General features: G+C 61.6%; 20 protein-coding genes and 2 tRNA genes. 7 read left to right on the top strand and 15 right to left on the bottom strand.

The features are described from left to right. Window positions 1-8 precede the first annotated feature (8 nt). The 8 genes from OIK44_RS11980 to OIK44_RS12015 all read right to left on the bottom strand — a co-directional run bounded on the left by OIK44_RS11980 (window position 9) and on the right by OIK44_RS12015 (window position 9,661). A complete protein-coding gene (locus OIK44_RS11980; protein WP_273670986.1) occupies window positions 9-1,277 on the bottom strand; it encodes an NHLP bacteriocin system secretion protein in 1,269 nt (422 codons plus the stop codon). Between the two features lie 9 nt (window positions 1,278-1,286). Then, window positions 1,287-2,876 (bottom strand): TolC family protein, encoded by a 1,590-nt coding sequence (locus OIK44_RS11985; protein WP_273670987.1) that lies wholly within the window; start codon window positions 2,874-2,876, stop codon window positions 1,287-1,289. A gap of 1 nt (window position 2,877) precedes the next feature. Next, window positions 2,878-4,221 carry an aKG-HExxH-type peptide beta-hydroxylase gene (locus OIK44_RS11990; RefSeq protein ID WP_273670988.1) on the bottom strand — a complete coding sequence of 448 codons (1,344 nt, stop codon included), beginning with the start codon at window positions 4,219-4,221 and terminating at the stop codon, window positions 2,878-2,880. Next, window positions 4,190-5,404, bottom strand: coding sequence for a radical SAM protein (locus OIK44_RS11995; RefSeq protein WP_273670989.1), 1,215 nt, complete (start codon window positions 5,402-5,404; stop codon window positions 4,190-4,192). The genes OIK44_RS11990 and OIK44_RS11995 overlap by 32 nt, the downstream gene beginning before the upstream one ends. Window positions 5,405-5,433: 29 nt before the next feature. Next, complete coding sequence (locus OIK44_RS12000; RefSeq protein WP_273670990.1) at window positions 5,434-6,660, bottom strand: DUF6895 family protein; 1,227 nt, start codon at window positions 6,658-6,660, stop codon at window positions 5,434-5,436. 95 nt (window positions 6,661-6,755) lie between these two features. Beyond that, a complete protein-coding gene (locus tag OIK44_RS12005; protein WP_273670991.1) occupies window positions 6,756-7,997 on the bottom strand; it encodes an aKG-HExxH-type peptide beta-hydroxylase in 1,242 nt (413 codons plus the stop codon). Between the two features lie 15 nt (window positions 7,998-8,012). Then, complete coding sequence (locus OIK44_RS12010) at window positions 8,013-9,245, bottom strand: radical SAM/SPASM domain-containing protein (RefSeq protein ID WP_273670992.1); 1,233 nt, start codon at window positions 9,243-9,245, stop codon at window positions 8,013-8,015. Between the two features lie 239 nt (window positions 9,246-9,484). Further along, window positions 9,485-9,661 carry a hypothetical protein gene (locus OIK44_RS12015; RefSeq protein ID WP_273670993.1) on the bottom strand — a complete coding sequence of 59 codons (177 nt, stop codon included), beginning with the start codon at window positions 9,659-9,661 and terminating at the stop codon, window positions 9,485-9,487. Window positions 9,662-10,529: 868 nt separating this feature from the next. On the opposite strand from OIK44_RS12015, the gene OIK44_RS12025 reads away from it, so the two are divergent. Beyond that, window positions 10,530-10,805, top strand: a complete 276-nt coding sequence (locus tag OIK44_RS12025) for a hypothetical protein (protein WP_273670994.1) — start codon at window positions 10,530-10,532, stop codon at window positions 10,803-10,805. 104 nt (window positions 10,806-10,909) lie between these two features. Here OIK44_RS12025 and OIK44_RS12030 read toward each other — a convergent pair. The 7 genes from OIK44_RS12030 to cysS form a co-directional block, all read right to left on the bottom strand. Then, a tRNA-Ser gene (locus tag OIK44_RS12030) sits at window positions 10,910-11,003 on the bottom strand. A 248-nt stretch (window positions 11,004-11,251) separates the two neighbouring features. Beyond that, window positions 11,252-11,345: transfer RNA gene (locus OIK44_RS12035), tRNA-Ser, on the bottom strand. 112 nt (window positions 11,346-11,457) lie between these two features. Then, window positions 11,458-12,705 (bottom strand): aspartate kinase, encoded by a 1,248-nt coding sequence (locus tag OIK44_RS12040; protein WP_273670995.1) that lies wholly within the window; start codon window positions 12,703-12,705, stop codon window positions 11,458-11,460. A gap of 182 nt (window positions 12,706-12,887) precedes the next feature. Further along, a complete protein-coding gene (tilS, locus tag OIK44_RS12045; RefSeq protein WP_273670996.1) occupies window positions 12,888-14,297 on the bottom strand; it encodes a tRNA lysidine(34) synthetase TilS in 1,410 nt (469 codons plus the stop codon). Between the two features lie 124 nt (window positions 14,298-14,421). Further along, the gene (locus OIK44_RS12050) at window positions 14,422-15,396 is read right to left on the bottom strand and encodes an acetyl-CoA carboxylase carboxyltransferase subunit alpha (RefSeq protein WP_273670997.1); all 975 of its coding nucleotides are present in this window, start codon (window positions 15,394-15,396) and stop codon (window positions 14,422-14,424) included. Between the two features lie 55 nt (window positions 15,397-15,451). Further along, complete coding sequence (locus tag OIK44_RS12055; RefSeq protein WP_273670998.1) at window positions 15,452-16,111, bottom strand: DNA-3-methyladenine glycosylase family protein; 660 nt, start codon at window positions 16,109-16,111, stop codon at window positions 15,452-15,454. Beyond that, window positions 16,108-17,499 carry a cysteine--tRNA ligase gene (cysS, locus tag OIK44_RS12060; RefSeq protein WP_273670999.1) on the bottom strand — a complete coding sequence of 464 codons (1,392 nt, stop codon included), beginning with the start codon at window positions 17,497-17,499 and terminating at the stop codon, window positions 16,108-16,110. The genes OIK44_RS12055 and cysS overlap by 4 nt, the downstream gene beginning before the upstream one ends. Window positions 17,500-17,765: 266 nt before the next feature. Between cysS and OIK44_RS12065 the strand changes: the two genes are divergently transcribed. The 6 genes from OIK44_RS12065 (at window position 17,766) to OIK44_RS12090 (ending at window position 22,175) form a co-directional block, all read left to right on the top strand. After that, the gene (locus OIK44_RS12065; RefSeq protein WP_273671000.1) at window positions 17,766-18,383 is read left to right on the top strand and encodes a peptidylprolyl isomerase; all 618 of its coding nucleotides are present in this window, start codon (window positions 17,766-17,768) and stop codon (window positions 18,381-18,383) included. A gap of 84 nt (window positions 18,384-18,467) precedes the next feature. Beyond that, window positions 18,468-18,959: a peptidylprolyl isomerase gene (locus tag OIK44_RS12070; RefSeq protein ID WP_273671001.1), complete on the top strand. Its 492-nt coding sequence runs from the start codon at window positions 18,468-18,470 to the stop codon at window positions 18,957-18,959. Window positions 18,960-19,011: 52 nt separating this feature from the next. Further along, window positions 19,012-19,770 (top strand): UDP-2,3-diacylglucosamine diphosphatase, encoded by a 759-nt coding sequence (locus tag OIK44_RS12075; RefSeq protein WP_273671002.1) that lies wholly within the window; start codon window positions 19,012-19,014, stop codon window positions 19,768-19,770. 205 nt (window positions 19,771-19,975) lie between these two features. After that, the gene (locus OIK44_RS12080; RefSeq protein WP_273671249.1) at window positions 19,976-20,344 is read left to right on the top strand and encodes a GntR family transcriptional regulator; all 369 of its coding nucleotides are present in this window, start codon (window positions 19,976-19,978) and stop codon (window positions 20,342-20,344) included. Next, window positions 20,341-21,198 carry an ABC transporter ATP-binding protein gene (locus OIK44_RS12085; RefSeq protein ID WP_273671003.1) on the top strand — a complete coding sequence of 286 codons (858 nt, stop codon included), beginning with the start codon at window positions 20,341-20,343 and terminating at the stop codon, window positions 21,196-21,198. The genes OIK44_RS12080 and OIK44_RS12085 overlap by 4 nt, the downstream gene beginning before the upstream one ends. Further along, window positions 21,195-22,175 (top strand): hypothetical protein, encoded by a 981-nt coding sequence (locus tag OIK44_RS12090; protein WP_273671004.1) that lies wholly within the window; start codon window positions 21,195-21,197, stop codon window positions 22,173-22,175. Before OIK44_RS12085 ends, OIK44_RS12090 begins: the two co-directional genes overlap by 4 nt. Window positions 22,176-22,200: the final 25 nt, after the last annotated feature.

Consider the following 22,200-nt stretch of genomic DNA (forward strand, 5'->3'; position numbering starts at 1 on the left):
GATGCCCATCAATCTATCCCCAGCGACTTTTTCAGCACCGGCATCACCAGTGTGATGGGGCGCTGCGCGGAGAGCGCAATGCTGGCCGAACACAGCGTCCCGCTCTGTATCGAAAAGGGCGGCCCCTTGCGGGTCGACCATTCATAGCGGCTGGCATTGTCCGGCGACGGTTTCAGCGAAGCCAGTATTTGGATGGGCGGCACAACGCCCGTCAATTGCCGCACCACTTTCTCGTTGCCGAACACCCGCATCAAGCCCTGGTCGGTCGACGGGTAGTCGGCCACCGAGGTGATCAGGGCCGGCAAAAAGCCGAACTCTTCGCGTTTTGCCGTGCTCGGGCTGATTTCCACCCGCATCCCGGATTTTATTTTCTTGCCCTCGTCGGCGGGCAGGTAGATGTACGCCTCTATTTCATTGATGTCGGCGCCGGACGATTCGACGCTGACCAAGGGGCTGCCGCGTTCGACCAACTGCCCCTCCACCGCCTTCAATTCCAGCACCCGGCCGGCGTAAGGGCTGACAATCAGCGTGGCGTTTTTCGCCTCCCGCACCAGCGAGGCGACCGTCCTGCGCATATCGTCGACCTGGTTGCGCGCCAGGACGACCTCATTGTCGATGAGTTTTTTTTCCTCCAGCGCAGTCACTTCCAACTGCTTGAGCTGCGATTTCGCCGTCGCCGCCTCCAATTGCGCCGACGCCAGTTCAAGCTGGGTGTTGATCAGGGTTTGCTTGGTGATCAAACCCTGCTCCAGCAATCCGGCCTGCGACTCGATCCGCTCGGCCAGCAATTTAGCCCGTTGCAGCGCCGCCGCCAATTGCGCGGCGCCGCCCTGCGCCTGCTGCGTCCGGCTGGCGGCGCGCGCCTTGCCGCTTTGCCCGGCCAGCGCCAGCGCCTGCTCATACTGGGATTGCACCTCTTTCAGGCGGGCCTCGCTCGCCTTGATCTTTTGCTGCAATTCATACTGCTCGACCCGGCCGATGATTTGCCCCCGCCCCACCGTGTCGCCGACCTCGACGGACAAATCGGACAGACGCCCGCTGGCCGAGGTCGTCACGATATTGACGCCGCCGCTTTTGACCAGAATGCACTGCTGGGCCAGCAATTTAGTCGGCAGCGTCCCCATCAGCGACCACAGCACCGTGGCCGCGAGCACAATGCCGATGCCGCTCAGCGCCAGCCAGGCTTTGGCAGACGTGACCTGCAGCAAGCTATCGAGCTCCTCCGGGGAAGAGAGCCGGTCCAGCGCGACCTGTCGAAAAAGCGTGTTTTGCACCATGCGCTTGTCCTAATCAATGGGATGGGAATAGTTGCCCGAATTGAGCAATGACCCCAGGCCGACGAGATTGTCGAGCTCCAGCGTCAGGTGGTCGGTGGATGTCTCGGACAGTTCCTCATGCCGAAACATGGTGCCCGTTTCAAAACGCAGGCGCGCCAGGGCGTTTGAATAGGCCAATTGCAGCCGCAGGAAATTCACCTGGGCGCTGACGAAACGGCCCTCGATATTGATCACGTCGATCAAGGTGGCGATGCCGTTTCTTTGCTTGGCAATTTCCTGGCTGACCGCTATTTTGTACAGGGCCAGGGCGTCGCCCGCTATCTGCAACTGGGCGGCGCTGCGCGATAACTGCTGCGCGGCGCTATCCACCCCGGCCGCCACCTCCTCCTGCAAATCGCGCTGCTGAATCTCCAGTTTGGCGGCCAGGGCCGACAATTCCCGGAACTCGCCCGTGGCCAGGTTATTACCTATGGGGAACTGATAATTTAAGCTGGCGAACAGCGACGGCGCCGACTGCGTGCGCCCCGCCTCCTGGATAAAGCCGAAACGCGAGCCATGCTCGGACGCCTTGCCATACGTCACGCCAACATTCAAATCGAGTTGCGCCTGGTTTTTCTTGACGGCGCCCTGCAACTGGCGCCGGCTCGCCTCCCGCTGCAGGGCCAGGGCCGCCACGTCGGGCCGCCGCGCCAGCGCCGCCGCGCCCAGGGTTTGCCGTTGCGCCGGCAAAGACGGCAGCGCGTCGGACACGGCGGGAAAGGGATCGCCCGGCTCCGGCAATTGATTACTCGCCTGCAAATCGAGCGCCAGCAAGCGGCCCAGGGTTTTCCGCGACTCGCTCAGGGCCAGCGCGGCGGCATCGAGGGCGGCGGCCTTGTCGGCCAAGTCGGCTTTCAACAACACCAGGTCGGCGCGCGGCTTTTCCGCCGCGTCCACCAGGCGCTGATAGGAAGCCAGCAAATTCTGACTCCGCTGTTCGCTCTCCTGCGCCACATTGCGCAGCGCCACCTGGGCCCGGTAATCCCAGTAAGCCAGCACCACGCGGTACACCGTCTGCGCAACCCGGCTGCGCAACTCATAGCGGCTGCGCAGCACATTCAGCTTCGCCACATCTTCCCCGGCCCGCACCGTCTCGGCGCCGCTGCCCCGCAACAAGGGCAGCGCCAAGGTCAAGTCCAGGCCCAGCACATTCTGCTGCGGGATCAGGGGTGGCAAGTCCGTTTCGGCGGCCCGCGCGTTGAGGTTGCCGCCGACCACTATCCCGTTACGCAATTGCTTGCTCAAGCCGATTTGATACCCGCTGGAAAACGCCGTCGTCTGTGCCCGCGACGACGACGGCGGCAAGGGCGTCAGCATTTTTTTATAGTTCAGCGCCGACGACAGCACCCAGTCGAATTGCCCGCCCGTTTGCTGCTGCTGGGCGCGCGCCACCTCGATTTGCTGCTCTTCCACCCGGATACCCGGATTCTGGCTCAATCCCTGGCGCACCACATCGGCCAGCGCCAAGGCGGCGGCCGACGCCGGACCCGGCGTGGCGGCCAGCGCAAGCAGCAGCAGCGGGGCGGCATGGCGCCGGCGCGAAGACAGGCAAGCCACCATATCAGCTCAGCTTGACGCCGTAGCCGCGTTCATTCATCAACTCGCCTTGAGCGTGGAACATCGCCCTGCCCGCCTCGGTCAGACCATCGACCGTCGACAGCACTTGCGCCAAACCATGCGTATGCCGCAGCATGACTTCCCGCTCCCTGACATTGCGCGGTGTCGCCGCGCCAAGGCCGACAATCACGTCATGCCAAAACAGCACCATATTCGCCGTCGCGTGGTAGGTCAGCAATATCTTGTCGAGATTGCGTTTTTTCCCCTTCAAGGTCGAGAAGTAGATTTCCTCCACTGCATCTTTTTTTGTTAAGGGCACAATTGAGCTGATCAACAAATAATGTTGATGGCTCATTTCATGCACGAACACCTCGCTGAGAAATTCCGTCGACAGGGGGAAACCGCAACTGAAGACGCCGGAATGCCAGGAAAAGCTGCCGCTCTGGCGCATATTGGGCGCGATCAAGGGGCAGGTGGCAATGCCTCGGAACAAGGGCTTGAGCCACGGCAAATAATGCGGTCCGGCTTGCGCCAGCAGATCGAGCGCGTCGGCGACCTGGGCGGCGCAGTTGCCGGCGAGTTCAGCGTCCGCGCCGGCCAGGAGCGGAATGGGCCATTGGACGATAATCTCGGGCACCGTGTCCGGGGCCGGCTCGCGCCAGGATTGCAAATAGATGTGCTCAAAATCTTTTCGGCCGAGAAATGTCGGCGCACAATATTGCCACGGCGATTCGGGCGGCAGCACCCCGCAGTAGCGCAGGCCGGCCTCGCTCCAGTGCAGGGTCAGCGGTTCGAGCGCGCTGTCCAGGCGGGCGATCGTGATGCTGTCAGGCTTGGCCTGCACCGAAATATGGCCGGCGGCGTCGAAGATGTGGCCAGCGACGCTCAGGCGCAGCGGCGCCGTCAGGACGAAGTCCCAACTGGCCGGCACGCGCAAGGCATGCAGGGCGAACAGCGCATGGATGACGGCCGCCTCCGTCGAGCCAGTGCTCGATTTGCGCAGGGTTGCGCCAAGCTCGGGCTGCCACGCGGCGGCGGTGGTCGGCATCAACGTCATGACCAGGCTGCGGCACAATGCAAATAATCCACCCAGCTTTGGCACCTGTTCCACTTGCCGCGCCAGCCGCTTCAGCACGCCCCGGTGGTAAGCGGTGGCCAATGTATCCAAATCCCCTGTCGCCTGGTAGAGGTGGGGGGCATAACTGCCAACGACCATTTGCTTCATTCGTGTCACTCCTATGAAAAACGCAGCGGAAAATACAGCATGAGGCATGTCAAGCGGAGCGGCGCGGACCAGCCTCGCCGCATGCCCCCCCTTAAGCGAAGGTTGCCGCGAGCCGCCGCTCAATGGCCTCGATGGGGACGCCGCCGCGGATCAGGTTGTCGGCGACGTAGCTAAACACCCGTTTTAATGACTTGCAATAGACCGATGGATTGTCGAAACCGCGCTCCGTGGAATATCGGTGTTGCGGACTGCCGCTGCGGCAAATATTGCGCCAGAGACAACTTTGGCATGGTTCCGGCAATATTTGCTGCGCGCGGCTGACTTCCATCCATGTGTTGCTTCGAGCCAACTCGTTCAATGTACTGCCGCCGACCCGGTAACCGGTTTCACGGAAGCGCGGCGCCAGCGTGCGAATCACATCGTCCGGGGAAATCTCGCCATTGCTCGACACGGTGATCAACTCGAAGGGATTGTTGCGGTTGCTGGGTAGCTCGCGGCACACCTCGTCATCCAGCAAGGGGCCGATAATCTCCTTCAGAAAACGCACTTCCACACCCTTTTTCCCCGCAGCAAACCAAGCCCGGCACACATCGACCATGAAGTCGCCGCAGCCATCGATGAACGCCTCGGTCGCCTCCGGCGCGCCGTGGTGAATATTCGGCCACAGGAAATTCATGTGCCTGGCCCGCAACTCGTTGACAAAATGCTCGTAGATCGCCCGGCCCGACTGCTCGGGCGCGACGACGCATAAAATGCCGGGCCTGCCGATCCGGCCGGCCTGATGCGCCTCCACGATCATGTTCCAGCCGCGGCGGGACTCGGCGTAAGTGCCGCGGCCCTTTTTGGTGACGCGCGTCCGATTGTGGATTTCTTCCGTGCCGTCGAAACTGATGCCAACGTTGACACCATGCGCCGCAAACACGTCCACCCACTCCGGGTCGATCAAGACGCCGTTCGTCTGGATCGACAATTGCAGCGCGCATACGGGGTCGAGCGCGGTGCGCAGGCGCGTGCACATTTTCCGGAACGCCGGCTTTTTCAACAGCAAAGGTTCGCCGCCGTGCAGGCCGATATGCACATGGCGGATGCCGGAGTTGCGTATGGCCTCGTGTAAAAACACAATCAGGCCGTCCACGGTATCGTCCAAAATCGTGGCGGGGTGGATTTCAAAGGTCTTATCGTCGGAAAAAAACACGTAGCAATATGGGCAAGCCAGATTGCAGCGCTCCGTGATTTTCAAAATGACATAGACCGATGCATGTTTTGTTAAAACCATACTGTTTGGCGCAATATTGAACGTATCCACAAAACTCCCTGATCAGGTAGGTGCAACGCTTACTGCAAGCGCGCGGCGGCGGATGCCAGATAATGCTGGCAAGCCAGGTCGACCGGCAAAGTCAGCGACGCAGCCTGATCCTGGCCCGGATGCACGCGCTTGTAACGGGCCAACTCATCAACGAAATGGCCAAAATGTCCGTCGTGGCGACGGCTAAAATGCAGGAAATCCGCAATTTCCTCGAGCAGCGCGGCCTGATTTGCGTCGCCGCCGCGCAAGCCGCTGACGTGCTCGATACCGCTGACAAAGTGATATTTTTGGAAGGCCAGCAAGCCATACCCGACGCGGGTGGCGAAGTCCCGCTCGGCCTCGCCTACGGCAAAGGAGGCGTCGCAGCAGCGCTGCTCCACCACCATCAACGACAGCGCCGCCACCAGCATGATGTGAAAATTTTCCGCCCATTCGCGCTGCCCTGGCACCGCGGCGACAAAGTCATTGACGGCAGTGCTATTCCTGGCCTGCCTTATCATTGCGCCGGCGGCGACGTCGCCGACGACCGTTTCGATCACCATCACCGACTCCGCCTCCAGCGCCCGCCCCTGCAACAAGGCGGCGACCACCAGTTCAAGGCCGAGATCCATGTCCTGTTCCGCGCACGCGCGGGCCGTTCCGCCCTTGAGGGAAATACCGACATCCCTGGCCGCATCGAGCGGGGGCTGCTGCAACAGAAAACGATAGAATGCGGCATGCGTCAGCGCGTAGTAGGAATTCCTCGATCCGTAAATCGGCGAGGGCACGGTGGCCAGTGCGGAGGTCTTGAACACATCGTGCGCCGACAGCATGCCTGCCACGCCCGCATAATGGCAGGCGAGCAGCAATTCCATGTGGCGAAAAGCGGAGGCGTCTATGCTCCAGGCAAACGGCCCGGAAACGATGGCGCGCACGAACGCATGCTGTGCGGGGCTCAGCATGGCGCTGCGCGCCGCGTAAGCGAGCGCATTGCCAAACATCAACAGCGTCTCGGAGCGGCGCGCGGCCAGGCTCAGATAATCGTCGTTGAACGTGTCGGCGAAAAAGGCGCGTATCGTGTCTACCTGCGCCATGTGCCGCGAGGAAAAGCGCTCCTGGAACATCAGGAAAAGTGCCAGTTCGTTAAAGCACTTGCGCCGGAACAGGATTTCGCCCGGCGCCTCGCCGAGAAACGGATTGGCATACTCAAGGGTGCCGAGCAGCCAGTCGAGCACCGTGGATTTGGCGGCGCTGATTTTTCCTATATCAATTTGCACGATACCGCTCCTGAACTGCGACAATGCCACTGCCAGCCGGGCTGGCGTTGAAAAGCGGGCGCAGGCATGTCGCGCGCCGCCACCCCGATCCCGCCTTAAGCATCCCAACCCCGTTCTTGCAGCAAGGCGCGCTGCGTGCCGAACATCGCCTCGCCGGCCTCGCTGAGGCCGCCGCTGGCGGCAATCGTCCCGCCCAGGCTTTTTGTGTGCGGCAGCAACTTGGCCAATTCTTCCGCCGCCAGCGCAGTGTGCGGCGTCGGCACCGACAGCAGGCCATGCCAGAACAAGGCCATGTTCGCGGTGGCGTGGTAGGCGAGGAATATCTTGGACAGCGGACGCTGCTTCATTTTGAACGAGGAATAATAAAGCGCGTCGTCGGCCCGTTTTTTCAGCAACGGTATGGCGGCCCCCAGCATTAAAAAATATTGGTGGCTGAGTTCATGCACCAGTATTTCAGCCAGGTAAGGAGTACTCAGCGGGAACGCCACGCTGACCACCCCGGTATGCGACGGGAAGCTGGCGCTGATGCGCATGCCGGCATCATAGCTGGGGCATGCGGCAATGCCACGAAACACCGGTGCGCACCAAGACAGGTAATGCGGCCCGATGTGCCGCAGCAGCGCGAATACGCCAGGCATCTGTGTGGCGACGTCGGCGGCCAGCGCGGCCTCGTCCGCGCCGACCGGCTGCTGGGGCCAATCGACGATCAGATCGTCGCCGCGCCGATGGCAATCCGGCAAGCGCCAGGGCTGGACATAACTGCCCTCAAAACCCTCCTCCTTGAAAAATGACGGCCTCGCGTACCGCCACCCGGCATCGGGCGCGCACTGCCCGAGGATGCGCCAGCCCCCGCCGACGGCGCCGAATTCAAGCGGAGCCAGAACGCCGTCGCGGTCGAGAATGACGAGCTTGCCGGATGCGGCTTGCACGTCGATTTTTCCGCGCACATCAAAAATATGGCCGGCCATGCTGACCCTGACGGGGCCGCTCAGCTCGACACACCAAGTCCCCGCGATGCGCAATGCATGCAGCGCAAACAATGCCTGCAATGCCGCCTCCAAGGGCTTGCCCTCGTGTATGCGTTGCAGCGTCGCACCGACCTCGGGCTGCCAGCAGGACGAGGTTGTCGGCCACGGCTGGCGCATCATCTCCCCGCAGTACCGGGCCAGCGCCTCGGCCACCGGCACGCCGGCGGCGGCGCGCGACAAGCGTTTCATCACGCCGGCGTGGAAGGCGGCTGCGACGACATCCAGATTGGCATTTGGACGATAACTCAGCGGCGCTGCACTTTCAACAATCAATCGGATCACTTTTTCTCCAAAAACGTGGCTTGCCAATTGCTTTTATCTATTTCAATTCCAGGCCAATTCGAGCCGGCGTTCGATTTCCTCAATGGGATAGCCGGCCGCCACCACCTGTTTCGTCACGTGGCCGTAAAACCGCTTTAAGGCAGAACAATATACCGATGGATTATCGAAACCGTTCTCTTCGGAATAGCGATGCTGGTATGCGCCACCTCCGCATATACTCTTCCACACGCATTCCCGGCAAGCCGATGGCAGCGAACGCCGGGCGTTCTCCAATTCTTGCCAAACGCTGCTTTCCTGCAACTCCTGGCATTGGTGGGAGGCGACGTTATAATTGAGGCCACGAAAGCGCGGTGCGATGCCGCGGATGACATCATCCGGTGAAACTTCGCCGTTCGAGGAAATGACGAACTGGCCCAGCGGTTCAAACTTTGACAGGGCCGAGCGGCGGCAAAGCTCGTCATTCATCAGCGGCCCGATCACTTCATCAATGAAGCGGACAGTGCCGAAACCTTTGCGCCCGCCGTATTCTGACCACGCCTTGAAAACATCAATCATGAAATCGCCGCAACCCTCGATATAGCGCTCGGTCGCTTCCGGCGAATCATGCGTCATATCCGGCAACAGAAAATTGACGCCGCTGGCCTTCAATTCCTGAATAAAGTGCTTATAGATAGCGGCTCCGGATTGCTGCGGTGAAATAACACACAGGATATTTGCCGAAGGTAATTCCCCATCCGCCATCGATTGATTTAACAAATTCCACCCACGCCGGGTTTCGGCATAGGTGCCGGCGCCCTTCTTGGTAATGCGGAATATATTGTGCACCGCCTCGTTGCCATCGATGCTAACGCCGACGCGAATTTTAAATCGGGAAAACAACTCGACCCATTCGCGCGTCACTAACACGCCATTAGTCTGGACAATCAGCATCAGCTCGCACAGGGGATCGAGTGCGGACCTGAATGCCTCGCACAACTCGGCAAATTTGCTTATTTTAAGAAGCAGGGGCTCGCCGCCATGCAGACCGATGCGCACTTGCCGGACGCCGCCGGCCTCAATCGCCTGGCGTATGAAACGAATGACTTCGCCCACCGTCCCCTTCGGAATGAAGGGTGGATGCTGTTTATATGTTTCATCGCCGCTGAAGAAAAAATAGCAATATGGACAGGCCAGGTTGCACCGTTCGGTTACCTTGAGCACAATACTAAGAATATCCGGCTTGATGGCGGACGATGGGGCCGTGCCGCACTTTCCCAGCAAGTTGGAATTTTTCAAAAGCGAACCTCTGATAAGCGAAGATAAAACCCGGCAGCCAAGCGTCGGGACCGCACATCAATACTGGCGAAAAACAACTGCCGTGTCGCCGTTTAGCTACCGCCTTGCTTGCGTCGCGCCATGACGACATTCCAAGATGCGTCTGCCGGCAGCATAATCCACGCAACATCACCCATTCCGGTCTGGCGCCACATGCATTCCGCCAGGCCGGAATTCACCGCATCAGATTACGCTTCCGGCTACTCTATTTCGTTGGCGATATTGCTGGCGTGCTTGGCGGCATACTGGCTATAACCGCCGCCGGCGACATTGTCCAGTTCAGCATCGACGATATCGCTGAGAATTTCCAGGTTAACCGGCGTCACTTGTTTGTTTTCATCTTTTGCTTTTTCAATTTCTTCGCTGAGTTTCGACATCGTACTCTCCGTAAAAAATGGGCAATTGCCCAGGTTAAATTCCTTCATGAAATATGAAGAAATTATTTTAGAAAAAAGCCACCGATATACTATTTTTCGCAATAAAAATTGGCTGATGAATTTTTCTGCTGGCAGATTGAAACGCTCAGGCATTCAGCCCCTACCCTCTCGCACTGGCGAGAAAGTATGACGGACAGAATAATCATCCATTCCCGCTTTGAGCGCGGACTCGCCAGTGCTGCCGCACGCATTGCGCAGACTCGCGATGAGTGAATTGTTCGTTAAGGTTCGTCGCGCCTCGCCCTCCGGAATATTGTTATTTTGTACTCAATATGATTAAGTAGACTCTATTTCTTTAAACATTGCAAGCCCCCGACATCCCTATTTCAGCGAGTGTTACAATTATTTTTTTATAAAGTTTCTTAATGGTAATTATTGAGCATTTTTCAATCAAACGCGGAACACCGCATGGATAAAAATGGTGGGGGGACGCGCGCAGCATCCATCTACGCACCGCCTTTGCCGCTCCAGGCGTACAAGTCGGGATAAAACTGGCCGATTAGCCTGACGTCGCGTTCGATACGGTATAAACGCACATTGGGATGCACGGTACTGGCGTTGTCGGGTTTGCTCTGCACGGAGCACAAGGTTTGCGCCAAACGAAACAAGCCGTTTATCACTTACGGCTCCGGTGGGGCAAACCCGGTAACGATCGCCTGCGTCCGCACAGTCGGCAGGGACTCGCTCTGATGGCGTGAAGATTGGACGACAGGAATCCAAGCCAGTGCGCCGCCATGACAAGGATTGATATTTATCATTGATTTCAATTTGCTGGCTGATATCGTGGCCTGGCCGACTGGAAATCATCATGCACCCACACAGCAAACGGCCCGAGCAAGGCCAGCCTCCCACTTGGCGCGGCAATTTCTCCAGTGCATGCGCAATCGACCTCTGCCTGGCGATACAGGCGTCGCACGGCACCTATTGCGCCGCCGCCGTGCTGCGCGCGCACGGCCTGGATGTCGGCGTGGCCATACGCGTGCTGGTCCGCCATGTCCACCGGCGCGCGCCGCCCACGGGCATCCACAGCTTGCGGACCTACTTCAGCCCGCCGCCGCTGATCTATTCCCACACGCACTACTAAGCGGGGCGGGGCGCGTCGGTCAGCATGGCGCACAACAAAAAACCCGCAGGCTCGAAAAGCGCTGCGGGTTTTTTGACAGTCCCGGCGCTACCGGAACAGTGTACTGGCGGAGATGGTGAGATTCGAACTCACGATACAGGTTTAAGCCCATATGCTTCCTTAGCAGGGAAGTGCCTTCGGCCACTCGGCCACATCTCCAAGTTGACAAGTCAACTCGCCTTCAACAGCGCAGTGCGCTGCAACAGACGAGCGCCATCATAGCTATTAGATCCCGTTTGGTCAACGGTGCGGGAGAAAATATTGCATTCCAGACTGCCCTACTCCATGCCGCCGCGGCGGCAAGGCCGCGCCCCTGGACGGCGGTTCGGGCCGGACAACAAAAAACCCGCAGTCTCTAGGAGAACTACGGGTTTTTTGACGGTCCCGGCGCTACCGGAACAGTGTACTGGCGGAGATGGTGAGATTCGAACTCACGATACAGGTTTAAGCCCATATGCTTCCTTAGCAGGGAAGTGCCTTCGGCCACTCGGCCACATCTCCAAGTTGACAAGTCAACTCGCCTTCAACAGCGCAGCGCGCTGGAGCAGACGACCGCCATAATATCCATTGGATCCAGATTGGTCAAGGAATCGGGCGCTTATTTTGCAATATCTTACGCGTTTTCCAAGTCGAACGCCTTGTGCAGGGCGCGCACGGCCAGCTCCATGTACTTTTCGTCGATCAGCACGGAGATTTTGATTTCCGAGGTGGAGATCATCATGATGTTGATGCCCTCTTCCGACAGCGTGCGGAACATCTGCGAAGCCACGCCGACGTGGCTGCGCATGCCGACGCCGACCACCGACAGCTTCGACACCTTGGCGTCGCCGATGATGCTGGTCGCGCCTATCTCGCCCTTGGTGCTGTTGAGCACGGCCATGGCATTGTGGTACTCGCCGCGCGACACGGTGAACGTGAAGTCCGTCTTGCCGTCGACGGACTGGTTCTGGATGATCATGTCCACTTCGATGTTGGCGTCGGCCACCGGCCCGAGGATGTGGTAAGCCACGCCTGGACGGTCGGGCACGCCCAGCACGGTGATTTTGGCCTCATCGCGGTTGAACGCGATGCCGGAGATGACTGCTTGTTCCATATTGGTGTCTTCCTCAAACGAGATCAGGGTGCCTGAATTGGCTTCGATGTCTATCGGCAGCAGCGGGTCCGTCAGCGACGACAGCACGCGCGTCGGCACGCGGTAGTTGCCGGCGAATTCGACCGAACGGGTCTGCAGCACCTTCGAGCCCAGCGAAGCCAGTTCCAGCATTTCCTCGAAGGTGATGGTCTTCAGGCGGCGCGCCTCCGTGACCACCCGCGGGTCGGTCGTGTAGACGCCGTCGACGTCGGTGAAAATCAGGCATTCGGACGCCTGCATCGCCGCGGCGATGGCGACGGCCGAGGTGTCCGAGCCGCCGCGGCCCAGGGTGGAAATATTGTTGTGCTCATCGACACCCTGGAAGCCGGTGATGATGACGATCTTGCCGGCGTCGAGGTCGCGCTTGACCTTGACGTCGTCGATCGATTGAATGCGCGCTTTCGTGAAGGCCGAGTCGGTCTTGATCGCGACTTGCCAGCCGGCGTAGGACACGGCTTGCTTGCCGATCGCCAGCAATGCCATCGACAGCAGGCCGACCGACACTTGTTCGCCGGTCGAGGCGATCATGTCGAGTTCTCGCGGATCGGGTTGATCCATGATTTGCTTGGCCAGGCCGATCAGACGGTTCGTCTCACCGGACATCGCGGATGGCACCACGATAATTTGGTGCCCTGCGTCATGCCATTTGGCAACACGCTGCGCAACATTCTTGATGCGGTCAGTCGAGCCCATCGACGTACCGCCGTATTTGTGGACGATTAGTGCCATAAGAGTGAAGTTTCCGCTCAAGAAGAATAAAAAAGAGCCCTTTACTCTACAGGCCGGACCGCAAAATAACAAGCCAAAACGCGCATATGCTCATACGGAATCGGCATAAGAAAATATGCTTTTGCCGCAGTGCGGCGTTGCGGCGGGGCCGGCGCAAACGCCGGCCCCGTGCGGCTTGCGCGTCAGCAACTAATCCAGCGCAGGCGGATGCGCGGCGCCGCCGCCTCGCTCAGCTGGTGGCAATCCATGCCGATGCCGGCCGCAAACAGCAGCTGCGTCGCAGTGCCGACGGTGGGCAGGCGCTCGCGCTCCCAGGCCGGCACGTCGAAGGCCTGGTAGTGGTATTTCAGCGTCTTGGTCGGCCGGTTGGCCGCCAGCTTCAGGCGCTCGCCGCCCTTGCGGAAGTCGATCACCAGGCTTTGCCCGCGCAGCCAGGCGGCGTCGACGCCCTCCTCGGCCTGATCGAAATACAACACTCCGCCGTAGGCCGGGAACGCCAGCTCGGCCTCGCCGCGCCAGACGAAGCCCTGGCCGGGACTGGCGTCGTCGTCGTCGTCGCGCGTGCCGGCCAGCTCGGCCAGCTTGGGCGTCAGGAACAGGCGCTCGCGGTGGCGCCGCACGTGGCAGTCGGGATGCGTGACGAGCAATTGCGCGTCGGGGCGGGCCTCCAGCAACTGGGCCAGCATTTCCGCCAGCCACGCCGTCGACGGCATGCGCAGGGCGCGCGTGCCGAACCAGTGGCGCAGCAGGTTGTAGCAGCGGTCCGTGCTGAGCAGGCGCAGCTTGCCGATGTCGAGGCAGTCGCCGTCCAGGCACAGCGCCAGGTCTTGCGTGGCCAGCTCCACCAGCAGGCGCTGGGCCGACTGGGCGTGCTGGGCGCTGCGGGCGAAGCGCTCCTGGAAGCCGGGGAAGGCTTGCGCCAGCGCCGGCATCACCTGGTGGCGCAGCGCGTTGCGGGCGAAGCGCGGATCAGCGTTCGACTCGTCGTCGACGTAGGCGATGGCGTGGGCGGCGACGTAGGCCGCCAACTGCTTGCGCGAGGCCGGCAGCAGCGGGCGCGCCATCAGCAGCTCCGGGTTGCCCAGCAGCTCGGGCGCGGCATTCGCCGCGTCCATGCCGGACAGGCCGGCCGTGCCGGAACCGCGCAGCAGTTGCAGCAGCACGGTTTCGGCCTGGTCGTCCTGGTGGTGGGCCGTCAGCAGCAGGCGCACGCCGTGCTCCCGGCACAACTGGCCCAGCGCGGCGTAGCGGCTGTTGCGTGCCGCCGCCTCGGTGCCCGTCTTGGCGCTGCGCTCCAGCGTCACGCGGCGCGCCTCGAAAGGCACGCCCAGCGCGGCGCAGGCGGCCTCGCAGTGGGCCAGCCAGGCGTCGGCGTGCGGGCTGATGCCGTGGTGGATATGGAAGGCGTGCAGCGCGATGCCCTGCCCGCGCGCGTAGGCGTGGGCCAGGTGCAGCAGCGCCGACGAGTCGAGGCCGCCGCTGAGGGCGATCGCCATGCCAGTGAGCGGCCCGGTGGCGCCGGCGCGCTGCCGGCAGGCCGCCAGCGCGTGCTCGAAGGTGTCGGCCAGGCTGCCGGTTTGTTGCTTTTTCAAACTAGACTCCAGAACGAAAACGGAAAACGGGGACAGGCCCCAAAATGGAAAACGGGGACAGACCCCAATTTTGCGATGCAAAATTGGGGTCTGTCCCCTGGACTGGGGCTGCGCCGGGACGAACTTACTCGCTCGGCGTGGTTTCCTTGAATTTGCCGTAACTCATCAGCTTTTCATGGCGGGCCTGCAGCAGGTCCTTGGTTTTCATGCCGTGGAACTGGCGCAGCGAATCGGCCAGCGCGCGCTTGAGCAGCGTCGCCATTTGCTTCGGATCGCGGTGGGCGCCGCCCAGCGGTTCGTTGACGATCTTGTCGATCAGGCCCACGGCCTTCAGGCGGTGCGCCGTCAAGCCCAGCGCCTCGGCCGCGTCGGAGGCGCGCTCGGCGGTCTTCCACAGGATCGAGGCGCAGCCTTCCGGCGAGATCACCGCGTAGGTCGAATACTGCAGCATCAGCACGGCGTCGCCGACGGCCAGGGCCAGCGCGCCGCCGGAGCCGCCTTCGCCGATGATGGTGGCGATCAGCGGCACTTTCAGTTCCGCCATCACGTACAGATTGTGGCCGATGGCTTCGGACTGGCCGCGCTCTTCCGCGTCGATGCCGGGCCAGGCGCCGGTGGTGTCGACGAAGGTGAAGATCGGCAGATTGAATTTCTCGGCCACTTTCATCAGGCGCATGGCCTTGCGGTAGCCTTCCGGCTTCGGCATGCCGAAGTTGCGCATCGCGCGCTCCTTCGTGTCGCGGCCCTTCTGGTGGCCGATGACCATGCAGGGCTGGCCGTTGAAGCGGGCCAGGCCGCCGACGATGGACAGGTCGTCGGCGAAGCTGCGGTCGCCGTGCAGTTCGTGGAAGTCGGTGAAGATCTCGTTCACGTAGTCCATCGTGTACGGACGCTGCGGATGGCGCGCGATCTGCGCCACCTGCCAAGGCGTCAGCTTGGCGTAGATGTCCTTGGTCAGTTGCTGGCTCTTTTTCGCCAGGCGCTCGATCTCTTCGGAGATGTCGACGGCGGAATCATCTTGCACGAAACGCAGTTCTTCGATCTTGGAATCGAGTTCCGCGATCGGTTGCTCAAAATTCAGGAACGTGGTTTTGGTCATTTTACCTCCATGTTATTGCCGGCCGCTGCGGCGGGGCCGCACGACGCATTATTCGTTATTCTACCGGAACCGGATCCAAGCTCCGCCATAAGTACCACGTGGCGACGGTGCGCCACGGCTCCCAATTGGCCGACACCTCGCGCGCATCGCTGCGTGACACAGGCTCGCCGGAAAAGTAATTGACACTGATACCCTGGATTAAACCGGGGTCGTCCAACGGTAATACATTCGGCCGCAACAGATTAAATATCAAAAACATCTCTGCTGTCCAGCGTCCGATGCCACGAATTTGCACCAGCTCGGCGATGACGGCCTCGTCATCCATCTGTTCCCACTGGTTGGCGTGGACCCGCTTGGCCTTGAAATGGTCGGCCAGGTCGAGCATATATTCGGTCTTGCGCTTGGACAGGCCGCAGGCCGCCAATTGCTCCGCGCCGGCCTTCAAGACCTGGCCGGGCGTGCATTTCGGACAAGCCAGCAGCAGCTTGTGCCAGGCGGCGTCGGCCGCCTTCGGCGTGATTTGCTGCCCCACGAGGGAGCGCGCCAAGGTGGTAAACGGGTCGCCGTGGCCGACCAGATGCAGGTCGCCGAATTGCGGGATGAGTTTCTTCATGATGCGGTCGCGCTTCATCAGCTCGATCTTCGCCTCTTCCCAATACGGCGGCACTTGCACCACCGCGGCGGCGTCCCCGCCCTCCTTGGTCGGGCTCATCATGCGCGGCGCCAGTTGGTCGATCCGTCCGGCTTGTCTTCCAGGATGATGCCGGCGGCCAGCAGGTCGGCGCGGATCTGGTCCGACAGCGCAAAGTCGCGCGCCTTCTTGGCCTCGCCGCGCGCGGCGATCGCCTGCGCGATGGCCGCCTCGCCGGCCTGGACGGCGTCGCCCACGGCCGCCTGCAGGAATTGCTGCGGCGCCCGTTCAAGCAGGCCCAGCACCCCGGCCAGGCCCTTCAACTGGCGCGCCAGCGCGGCCGACTTGCCCTTGTTGACCTCGGTGACGAGGTCGAACAGCACGGCTATCGCCACCGGCGTGTTGAAGTCGTCGTCCATCGCCTCGGCGAAGCGCACGGCGTGGGCTTCGCGCCAGTCCAGCGCGCCCGGCTCGGCGGCCACCTCGGCCAGCGCCGTGTACAGGCGCGTCAGCGCCACGCGGGCGTCGTCGAGGTGCACGTCGGAATAGTTCAACGGGCTGCGGTAGTGGGCGCGCAGGATGAAGAACCGGATCACCTCGGCGTCGAATTTTTTCAGCACTTCGCGGATCGTGAAGAAATTGCCCAGCGACTTGGACATTTTTTCATTGTCCAGGCGCACGAAGCCATTGTGCACCCAGTAATTGACCATCGTGCGGCCGAAGGCGCCCTCGGACTGGGCGATCTCGTTCTCGTGGTGGGGGAACTGCAAGTCGGCGCCGCCGCCGTGGATGTCGAACTGCTCGCCCAGCAGCGCGCACGCCATCGCCGAGCATTCGATATGCCAGCCGGGCCGGCCCTGGCCCCATTTCGAGTCCCATTTGACCTCGTCCGGCTCGGACGCCTTGGCCGACTTCCACAGCACGAAGTCGAGCGGGTCGCGCTTGCCCGTGTTGACGTCGACGCGCTCGCCGGCGCGCAGGTCGTCGAGCGACTTGCCCGACAACTTGCCGTAGTTCGGGAAATTGCGCACCGCGTAGTTGACGTCGCCGTCGTCGGCCTGGTAGGCCAGGCCGCGCGCTTCGAGCTTCTCGATCAGGTCCAGCATCTGCGGCACATAGGCGGTGGCGCGCGGCACATGGTCGGCAGGCAAGATCCCGAGCGCGCCCGTGTCCTCATCCATGTACTCGGTGAAGCGCGTCGTCAGCTGGGAAATCGTCTCGCCGTTCTCGACCGCGCGGCGGATGATCTTGTCCTCGATGTCGGTAATGTTGCGCACATAGGTGACGTCGTAACCGGAAGCCTTGAGCCAGCGGTAGATGACGTCGAAGGCCATCATCATGCGCGCATGGCCGATATGGCAATAGTCGTAGATGGTCATGCCGCACACATACATGCGTGCCTTGCCCGCTTCCATCGGAACGAATGTTTGCTTGTCGCGTGCCAGCGTGTTGTAAATCTTTAGATTGCTCATCGTACTTTTGCAGGTGCAGCGGGCTGGCAGCCAGGCAAAACGGCGGGCAGGCGCGAACACCGGGGGCGCCGCGCCAAAACCATCCATCTGCCTCAAGACTGCCAGACCCTCTGTATTGTTGTTCTTCTTTGTTAGAATGGGACGTCTGGGTCAAGTATAACATTGATAAAAACCATACTGGCCCGATATGGCTTAGGTTTTTACATGCGACAACCGAATTTTCACTTCTTTACACTTTCCACCACTCCCACGCCAAGGAAGCAATAATGCAAGAAAAGACACTCGGCAAGCTGCCATTTTTCGCCAAATTCATGGCGCTGTTTGCCGGCCTGACCCTCAGCGGGGTCGTACTGGCGGCCGGCGCCGCGCCGCAGGTGACGCTGAAAACCAATCTGGGCGTTATCGTACTCGAACTGGACCAGGAAAAAGCACCAAAAAGCGTCGAGAATTTTTTACAGTATGTCAAAAGCGGCTTCTACAAGGGCACGATCTTCCACCGCGTCATCGACGGCTTCATGGTCCAGGGTGGCGGCTTCAACAAGAACATGCTGCAAAAGCCGACCAACAAGCCCGTGCAGAACGAGGCCAAGAACGGCTTGCAGAATCTGCCGTACACGATCGCCATGGCGCGCACGGCCGACCCGCACTCGGCCACCTCGCAATTCTTCATTAACGTCGGCGAAAACACGCCGCTCGACTACCCCGGCCGCGACGGCTTCGGCTACACCGTGTTCGGCAAAGTCGTCAAGGGCATGGACGTGGTCGACAAGATCAAGTCGACCCCGGTGGCCGATTCCGGCATGTACCAAAACGTGCCGGTCACGCCCATCGTGATCGAATCGGCCACTTTAGTCGCTGAGCCGGCCCGCAAACCGGTAAAATAACGTTTTGGCCGCGCGCCCCGGCCAGCCCCTCCCCGGGCTGGCCGGGCGCCGGCCTGTTTACAACCCTGCTGATTAGGACTCATCATGACCGCTGTTATCATCACCACCAACATGGGCAAGATCACCGCCGAACTGGACGCGGAAAAAGCGCCAAAAACCGTTGCGAACTTCCTCGCCTACATGAACGCCGGCCACTACAACAACACCATCTTCCACCGCGTCATCGACGGCTTCATGATCCAGGGCGGCGGCTTCGAGCCCGGCATGAAACAGAAACCGGCCGACACGACGGTGGAGAACGAAGCCAAGAACGGCTTGAAAAACGACAACTACACGCTGGCCATGGCCCGCACGTCCGACCCGCACTCGGCGTCGGCCCAGTTCTTCATCAACGTCAAGAACAACAGCTTCCTCGACTACCCTGGCCAGGACGGCTGGGGCTACGCCGTGTTCGGCAAAGTCACCGAAGGCAAGGAAGTCGTCGACGCGATCCGCGCCGTCAAAACCTCGCGCGCCGGCATGTTCGCCGACGTGCCAGCGACCGACGTGATCATTGAAAAAGTCGAAGCGGCGTAATTGATATGTCCAGGCATTGTTTTCCGGCTTGCACCCGCTGTACGCGATGACCATGCCTGACGCGCGCCCGTTCGCGCTCTTCATTTCCGACCTGCACCTGCAGCCCTCGCACCCGCGCACCCTGGCGGCGTTTTTCGCCTTCCTGGAGCAGCGCGCGATGGCTGCGCAAGAATTGTATCTGCTCGGCGACGTGTTCGAGTACTGGGCCGGCGACGACGACCTGTCCGCCCCCTTCCACCAGCAAGTAACCGCCGCGCTGCGCCGCGTCAGCGACGCCGGCGTGCGCCTGTACTGGATCGCCGGCAACCGCGACTTCCTCGTCGGCCCCGGCTTCGCCGAGGCCAGCGGCGCGACGCTGCTGAGCGAGCCGCACGTGGCCAGCATAGGCGGCCAGCGCATCGTGCTGCTGCACGGCGACGCCGAGTGCACCGACGACGTCAAGTACATGGCGTTCCGCGCGATGGTGCGCCAGCCGGCGTGGCAGGCGCAATTCCTCGCGCTGCCGCTGGCGCAGCGCCAGAGCATCATCGCCGGCCTGCGCCAGAACAGCCGCCAGGAGCAAGGCGACAAGTCGTATGCGATCATGGATGTGACGCCGCAGGCGATCGCGCAGGTGTTCGCGCAGACGGCGACCAGCGTGATGATCCACGGCCACACCCACCGCCCCGCCCTGCACAGCGCCGGCGCCACGCGCCGCTATGTGCTGCCCGACTGGGAATGCGATACGGACGCCGCGCGCGGCGGCTGGATCGCCGTGGATGCCGGCGGCGCGATCACGCGGCACGGCCTTGACGGCGCCATCCTCGCCTGAGCACGCCCCCTCCCTTACATCTCCAGCAAAAAACCCGCGCCCGCCCCCGGGCCACAGCGCGTTTTTTCGACAAGTCGAACAATTTGCTGGATTTTTTTAAAATCAGTGTTATAGTTCACTACATCACCACATCAACAAACCACCAAGGAGGAGATATGTCCGCATTCAGATCCGCGCCATGCCTGCCGCACGGGGAGCCATGACGATGAGCATAGGCTGGAACGACAACGCCCCCATTTACCGCCAGCTCAAGGAGCGCGTCATCGGCATGATGCTCGACGGCCTGCTCAAGCCCGGCGACGCCCTGCCGTCCGTGCGCCAGGTGGCGGCGGATTACCAACTCAACCCGATCACCGTCTCGCGCGCCTACCAGGAGCTGGTCGATGACACTTTAGTGGAAAAACGAAGGGGACTAGGTATGTATGTAACTGAAGGAGCCCGCGACAAACTGCTGGCCAGCGAACGCGAACGTTTTTTGCGCGAAGAGTGGCCGGCCATGCTCGAACGCATACGCCGCCTCGGCCTCGACACCGAACAGTTGCTGCGCGCCGGCCAGCCGGGGAGCGCAGCATGAGCGCCGTGATCTCCGCCAAGGGCTTGAGCAAACGCTACGGCAAGCAAGCGGCCGTCGACAATATCAGCTTCGACATCGCGCCCGGCCGCATCGTCGGCCTGATCGGCCCGAACGGCTCCGGCAAGACGACGACGCTCAAAGCCATCCTCGGCCTGACCTCATTCGACGGCGAGCTGTCGGTGCTGGGCATGGACCCGCGCACCAGCCGCGACCAGCTGATGCAGGACGTGTGCTTCATCGCCGACGTCGCCATCCTGCCGCGCTGGCTGCGCGTCGGCGACGCCATCGACTTCGTCGCCGGCGTCCACCCCCGCTTCGACCGCAGCAAGGCCGAGCGCTACCTGGCCCGCACCAAGCTGTCGCCGCAGATGAAGGTCAAGGCCATGTCGAAGGGCATGGTGGCGCAACTGCACCTGGCGCTGGTGATGGCGATCGACGCCAAGCTGCTGGTGCTCGACGAGCCGACGCTGGGCCTGGACATCCTGTACCGCAAACAGTTCTACCAGAACCTGCTGGAAGACTACTTCGACGAGGACAAGACCATCCTCATCACCACCCACCAGATCGAGGAGGTCGAGCACATCCTGACGGACCTGATGTTCATCCGCGACGGCAAGATCACGCTGGCCGCGTCGATGGATGAAGTCGGCGAGCGCTATACCGAGGTGATGGTGGGCGCGCCCTACCAGAAGGCGGCCAACGCCTTGCAGCCGCTGAGCCAGCGCACGGTGTTCGGCAAGTCGGTGATGCTGTTCGACGGCGTCGACCGCCAGCAACTGGCCACCTTCGGCGAGATCCGCACGCCCAGCGTCGCCGATCTGTTTGTCGCAACCATGAAAGGATCTTACGAATGAAAACGATGCAATGGCTGATCAAACGGGAATTGTGGGAGCACAAGGGCATGGTGCTCTGGACGCCCGTCGTCGTCGGCGCCGTCATGACGCTGCTCGCCGCCATCATGCTGACGTTCGCCGCCTCCAACGACGCCATGCACGCGACGCTGACGATTAACGGCCAGCGGGGCTCGATCAACCAGCTCATCGTCAACGCCCTCGGCAACGCGAACCGCGGCGCCACCGCGGAAATGATGGGCGCCAGCTACGTGGCCGCCGCGGCGCCGCTCTTCCTGATGCTGGGCGCGCTGGTATTTTTCTATTGCCTGGGGACGCTCTACGACGAGCGGCGCGACCGCAGCCTGCTGTTCTGGAAATCCTTGCCGGTGTCGGATGCGCAAACCGTGCTGTCGAAAGCCGCATTGGCGCTGGCCGTGCTTCCATTGATCAGCATCGCCGTCGGCGCGCTGGCCTCGCTGCTGATGCTACTGATGCTATGCGCGCTGCTGGCCACGCACGGCGTCAACCTGTTCGGCCATTTGCTGGGTACGCCGGACCTCTACCTGACACCCTTGCGCCTGCTCGCCCTGCTGCCCGTCTACATACTGTGGGCCCTGCCGACGGTCGGCTGGCTGCTGATGGTATCGGCGTGGGCGCGCTCCAAGGCGCTGCTGTGGGCGGTGGGCACGCCGCTGCTGACGGGACTGCTGGTGACCTGGATCGAGAAGAGTTTTGCCCTGACATACATCATAGACTGGTTCATGCGGGAAGTCGTCGGCCGCGCCCTGCTGGGTGTGGTGCCGGGATTCTGGTTCATGCTTGACAAGGTCAATCAGCAAGGCGTCACGTCGCCGAAAGGGCCGGCGCTCACCTCCGCGGACCTGCTGGTGCACTCCTGGGCCACCCTCGGCAACCCTGGCGTCTGGGTCGGCGCGGCCGCCGGCGCGGCGATGATCTACGCCGCCATCAAGCTGCGCCAAACGCACGCAGAAATCTAAGCGAAAAAGCTGGGGACAGACCACG

It is taken from the genome of Janthinobacterium fluminis, from assembly GCF_028595325.1.
GTDB classification, from domain to species: domain Bacteria; phylum Pseudomonadota; class Gammaproteobacteria; order Burkholderiales; family Burkholderiaceae_D; genus Janthinobacterium; species Janthinobacterium fluminis.

Coding starts and splice junctions, on each gene's coding strand:
- OIK44_RS11980 (WP_273670986.1), bottom strand. CDS start 1,277: ATGGTGCAAAACACGCTTTTTCGACAGGTCGCGCTGGACCGGCTCTCT.
- OIK44_RS11985 (WP_273670987.1), bottom strand. CDS start 2,876: ATGGTGGCTTGCCTGTCTTCGCGCCGGCGCCATGCCGCCCCGCTGCTG.
- OIK44_RS12015 (WP_273670993.1), bottom strand. CDS start 9,661: ATGTCGAAACTCAGCGAAGAAATTGAAAAAGCAAAAGATGAAAACAAA.
- OIK44_RS12025 (WP_273670994.1), top strand. CDS start 10,530: ATGCACCCACACAGCAAACGGCCCGAGCAAGGCCAGCCTCCCACTTGG.
- OIK44_RS12040 (WP_273670995.1), bottom strand. CDS start 12,705: ATGGCACTAATCGTCCACAAATACGGCGGTACGTCGATGGGCTCGACT.
- OIK44_RS12050 (WP_273670997.1), bottom strand. CDS start 15,396: ATGACCAAAACCACGTTCCTGAATTTTGAGCAACCGATCGCGGAACTC.
- OIK44_RS12055 (WP_273670998.1), bottom strand. CDS start 16,111: ATGATGAGCCCGACCAAGGAGGGCGGGGACGCCGCCGCGGTGGTGCAA.
- cysS (WP_273670999.1), bottom strand. CDS start 17,499: ATGAGCAATCTAAAGATTTACAACACGCTGGCACGCGACAAGCAAACA.
- OIK44_RS12065 (WP_273671000.1), top strand. CDS start 17,766: ATGCAAGAAAAGACACTCGGCAAGCTGCCATTTTTCGCCAAATTCATG.
- OIK44_RS12070 (WP_273671001.1), top strand. CDS start 18,468: ATGACCGCTGTTATCATCACCACCAACATGGGCAAGATCACCGCCGAA.
- OIK44_RS12075 (WP_273671002.1), top strand. CDS start 19,012: ATGCCTGACGCGCGCCCGTTCGCGCTCTTCATTTCCGACCTGCACCTG.
- OIK44_RS12080 (WP_273671249.1), top strand. CDS start 19,976: ATGAGCATAGGCTGGAACGACAACGCCCCCATTTACCGCCAGCTCAAG.
- OIK44_RS12085 (WP_273671003.1), top strand. CDS start 20,341: ATGAGCGCCGTGATCTCCGCCAAGGGCTTGAGCAAACGCTACGGCAAG.
- OIK44_RS12090 (WP_273671004.1), top strand. CDS start 21,195: ATGAAAACGATGCAATGGCTGATCAAACGGGAATTGTGGGAGCACAAG.